4 protein-coding genes, 1 tRNA gene and 2 pseudogenes are annotated in these 4,071 nt (G+C 41.9%); 5 read left to right on the top strand and 2 right to left on the bottom strand.

All coding sequences use genetic code 11. From position 1 onward, the window contains the following. Positions 1-140: pseudogene (locus NWP21_RS02580) on the bottom strand (photosystem II D2 protein (photosystem q(a) protein)); the annotation flags it as partial. A 295-nt stretch (positions 141-435) separates the two neighbouring features. Between NWP21_RS02580 and NWP21_RS02575 the strand changes: the two are divergent. The 5 genes and pseudogenes from NWP21_RS02575 to NWP21_RS02555 all read left to right on the top strand — a co-directional run. Further along, positions 436-711 carry a hypothetical protein gene (locus NWP21_RS02575; protein WP_280791491.1) on the top strand — a complete coding sequence of 92 codons (276 nt, stop codon included), beginning with the start codon at positions 436-438 and terminating at the stop codon, positions 709-711. Positions 712-724: 13 nt separating this feature from the next. Next, entirely contained in the window at positions 725-1,402 is a 678-nt protein-coding gene (locus tag NWP21_RS02570; RefSeq protein WP_280791490.1) for an ABC transporter ATP-binding protein, read from the top strand. A 218-nt stretch (positions 1,403-1,620) separates the two neighbouring features. Continuing rightward, complete coding sequence (locus NWP21_RS02565) at positions 1,621-2,169, top strand: NYN domain-containing protein (protein ID WP_271730458.1); 549 nt, start codon at positions 1,621-1,623, stop codon at positions 2,167-2,169. A 147-nt stretch (positions 2,170-2,316) separates the two neighbouring features. Beyond that, positions 2,317-2,388 (top strand) — tRNA-Asn (locus NWP21_RS02560). A gap of 395 nt (positions 2,389-2,783) precedes the next feature. Continuing rightward, positions 2,784-3,437, top strand: a pseudogene (locus NWP21_RS02555) (ATP-binding protein); the annotation flags it as partial. On the opposite strand, the gene NWP21_RS02550 reads toward NWP21_RS02555, so the two are convergent. Beyond that, positions 3,398-4,071: hypothetical protein (locus NWP21_RS02550; RefSeq protein WP_280791489.1), on the bottom strand; the 674-nt coding region annotated here is incomplete at its 5' end. The pseudogene NWP21_RS02555 and the gene NWP21_RS02550 overlap by 40 nt on opposite strands.

Here is a 4,071-nt window from a genome sequence, read left to right as displayed (position 1 = left end):
CCGCCTAGTGCTAGGTAAGCGCAGGGGAATAATAATATCCCTGACCAGCCTACGAATACGAAGCGATCGCGCTTTAACCAGTCGTCTAAGGCGTCAAACCACCCTCTTGTACTGGGGGCACGTCCAACTGCGATGGTCATTAGAACGAATCTCCAAATGTTTATAAGTACAGGTCTGCTTATAGATCAGCTTTTCACAGCCATCTGTATGCAGATAGTTTACCAGATTGTCAATCTAGTTTACAAATTTTTACTGACTCTCATAATTATAAGTGCAAATGATGACTTTTTCTAGTTAATTCTTGATTAAATTTTATTTTTTTCTAAAAAAGCCCTCAGAGGGTTGAGGGTTGACCACAGCGACTAATTCCCCATTCCCTATTCCCCATGTGCTAACGCTAAAATGAGTCCTACAGTTACGTTGGACTAATCCTAAATGTTTACCATTGACCTAAGCATCAGAAATACAGCCTTCCCCATATCTGTACAACGTAAGACACAAGAGGATGCTGAAGCTATCTATCAGCTAATTTTGGCCGCTATGCGCTCTGGTAACCCTGACATTGTGGAACTTAAATGTGAGGGTAAGACAGAAAAGAAAATTGCTGTCCGTACCAGTGAAATTTCTGGTATCCAGATTGTTCAAAAAGATGGTACAACTACTAGCAGTGGTAGACCACCGGGCTTTTTTGCCCTCACTGCTTCTGAATAACTAGGGTATGAAAATGTCAGAATTTGGCATTGAGGTCAAGAATTTAAATTTTAGTTGGCCTAATGGCGCGAAGGCAATCCAATCTTGTTCTCTGGAAGTACCTATAGGTGAATTTTGGATGCTTTTGGGTACAAATGGCAGCGGTAAATCTACATTACTCCGACTACTGGCGGGGCTATTGGCTCCTCAGTCCGGTGAGATTAAGGTTCTAGAACCCGTTGGCTTTGTGTTTCAAAATCCTGATCATCAATTGGTAATGCCAACTGTGGGTGCTGATGTGGCTTTTGGACTGGTAGAAGAAAAGTTACCCCCTGCGACGGTGAGGACAAGGGTTGAGGAGGCGTTGAAGTCGGTGAATTTGTCTACCCTACAACTACGCCCTATTTATGCTTTGAGCGGAGGACAAAAACAACGAGTGGCGATCGCCGGCGCGATCGCGCGGCGTTGTGAAATCTTACTCTTAGATGAACCGACAGCCCTCTTAGACCCAGATAGCCAATTAGAGTTAGTGGCTAGTGTGAGTCGTTTAGTCAAAAGTCGGGGAATGACGGCTCTGTGGGTAACTCATCGCCTAGATGAGTTGAACTACTGTGACGGTGCTTTTCTACTAGAAAATGGCTGTTTAATAGATCAAGGTGATCCTCAGCGTCTGAAGCAAAGGTTGATGACAATGGATAATGGATCAATTTAAATACCCATTTGCTCCCATGCCTTTTTCTGAATAGTTACTAACAATTGAGACGCGCCTTGATCCGGCGCGTTTCTGTTTGGCCAAGCCTTTTGCAGTGAAATCCTATCATCTGATGCAATTTTTTAATGGTTTGTAACATAGAGTTACAAGTAATATTTCAATTACCATGAAATTTATGAATGAATTTTGTTAACTCTAGATAACTGTGATTAAATACCATGCATCGTTCCTTACTACCCGCTGTCTTGTTAGTAGACGGCTACAATATAATTGGCGCTTGGCCTTGCCTGAAAAAAACCCGTGATCGTTCAGGACTAGAGGCTGCACGCTGGGAACTAGTCGAAGTAATGACTAGTTACAGCTCGTTTCTAGGTTATAACACTCAAATAATTTTTGATGCCCAACATCATAAAGCTCCTACTAATCAAGAAATGATTACGGAACTGTTATCAGTTCATTACACTGAGTTTGGACAAACCGCAGACACTTATATTGAAAAATCCTGTGCATCTCTAAGGGAGCAAAAAGCGCAGTCTCTGATTAATCGGGTAATTGTGGCCACATCTGACCGCGCCCAACAGTTGATAGTTCAGGGCTATGGGGCTGAATTGTTGTCAGCACAACAGCTTTGTAGTGATGTGCAAAGTACAATTTCTCGGATGCGACATAAATATCAAAAACCCAAGCAACCCAAAAGTCGGTTTTTAGCCAACTCCATTGATGCCAAAGCACGCCAGCGACTAGCTCAATTGAGAATGGGGTTATAGTAGCCACTGGAATCTAAAAGGCGATAACCCTTTACTAGCAAGGGTTTGGGCTGTAATGTGATCATAATTAAATATCTACAAAAAAAAGTTTGGTAAAACACTTGCCAAATTCTATATGTTGGGTTTAAGATAATTACTTGTGAGCGTTCCTCAGTAGCTCAGCGGTAGAGCGATCGACTGTTAATCGATTGGTCGCTGGTTCGAATCCAGCCTGGGGAGTTAAAGTAAATAGTTTTGAGTAGAGACAATACTAGAATACCGAACTTATTAGAGAAGTCAGCCAGGGGTATATAATATATTTGCCTTATCGCCAGCAAAGGCTTTATATTGCCAAATCAGTGATACTATTGGGGTAATTATGTCATCTATCTATAGATATTTGAGAAGATAAATCGTATTCACATCCAATCAAGGCGATCGCCCTTCATATCCAAAGTTTTCTCAGAAATCGCGGATATTTTACCCAGTGTCCACAGTAGGTGTTATCCGTGGGCGATCGCACCAGCGCTGTAGTGATAATGTTGAAATTAACACTTAGCTATCAGACAGGGGTTTCTAACCCCTGGCTCCCGGTGGTCGTAGCTCTTAAACCCAGACCCGTTAACCCTCAATGGTTTCCCCCGTCGCCCCAAGGTTTCCCCCAATGTGTAGCCTTAATCGGGATGCGGGATGTACGTGATTATAAGGTAGCCTCTGGCGGTAGTGATAGGTTAAATACCTCTAGCCCTTTTAATATCAAGGTAGAGTCTATAACCTTAAGTAATTTTACTTTAGAAGATGTAAAGAATCTATATGAACAACACACCGCAGCCACAGGGCAAATCTTTACCCCCGCAGCCATTAACCACGCCTACTATTTAACCCAGGGTCAACCTTGGTTAGTTAATGCGATCGCCCGTCAAGTTACAGAGTATTTAGCAGAAGATGTAAATATTCCCATCACTGTAGATTTAATCAATCAAGCTAAAGATATCTTAATTCAAAGACAAGACACCCATCTAGATAGTTTAGCCGAGCGACTGCGAGAAGATAGGGTAAAAGCAATCATAGAACCTATTTTATCTGGGGAAGAATTACCCAACACACCGGAAGACGATCGCCGTTATCTGTTAGATTTAGGTTTAGTAATTCGCAGTAAAGAGGGTGGGTTAAAGGTAGCTAACCCCATTTATCAAGAGGTCATCCCCAAGGTGTTAGCCCAGGGTACTCAAGATAGTTTACCGATGATTCAACCTAGTTGGTTAACACCCACAGGGGAATTAAACCCCCAAATTCTGTCTTCATAAAGTTGGATATTACGGAACTGACTGTCAGCATTAGGATTTAGTACATCGTGGTCATTCACTAGAGTGAGGTAGTTAAAGTTGCCTGTGAAGTAATTTCCTACGTTAATTTGGTAAGCTTTCCAACCTTCACTTATGCTGTAGTTGTTATAGTTTTGTAATCCCCAATTTTGAGTACCACTGAGTTTGAATGTTGTGAGTGGGCTAATTACATTATCTGTGTCAAAGCCAATGGCATGAATTTCTCCGGCGCTAGTGCTTCGGAATTGAAATTCTAGGATAGTGTCTTTGGTAATGGTGTAATTGTTTATGTCTAGTTTTTTCCAGGTGTTACCGAATAGGTCTAATTGAGTTTGATCATCGGAAATGGTGAATTCCCCATTCAAATCTTGTTGAGGGTCGTAGGGAGAAATCAGGTGGTCGTTGGTTTGACCGTTGATGTTAACGCTGACGTTGTTGGTGTTCTCATAGATTTTCAGATTACGGAACTGACTGTCAGCATTAGGATTTAGTACATCGTGGTCATTCACTAGAGTGAGGTAGTTAAAGTTGCCTGTGAAGTAATTTCCTACGTTAATTTGGTAAGCTTTCCAACCTTCACTTATGCTGTAGTTGTTAT

The organism is Anabaenopsis sp. FSS-46, assembly GCF_029891665.1.
Taxonomy (GTDB): Bacteria; Cyanobacteriota; Cyanobacteriia; order Cyanobacteriales; family Nostocaceae; genus Anabaenopsis; species Anabaenopsis arnoldii.
Note: the sequence above shows the minus strand (reverse complement) of the source record. Positions and strands in the feature narration are given on the sequence as shown.

Coding starts and splice junctions, on each gene's coding strand:
- NWP21_RS02575 (WP_280791491.1), top strand. CDS start 436: ATGTTTACCATTGACCTAAGCATCAGAAATACAGCCTTCCCCATATCT.
- NWP21_RS02565 (WP_271730458.1), top strand. CDS start 1,621: ATGCATCGTTCCTTACTACCCGCTGTCTTGTTAGTAGACGGCTACAAT.
- NWP21_RS02570 (WP_280791490.1), top strand. CDS start 725: ATGTCAGAATTTGGCATTGAGGTCAAGAATTTAAATTTTAGTTGGCCT.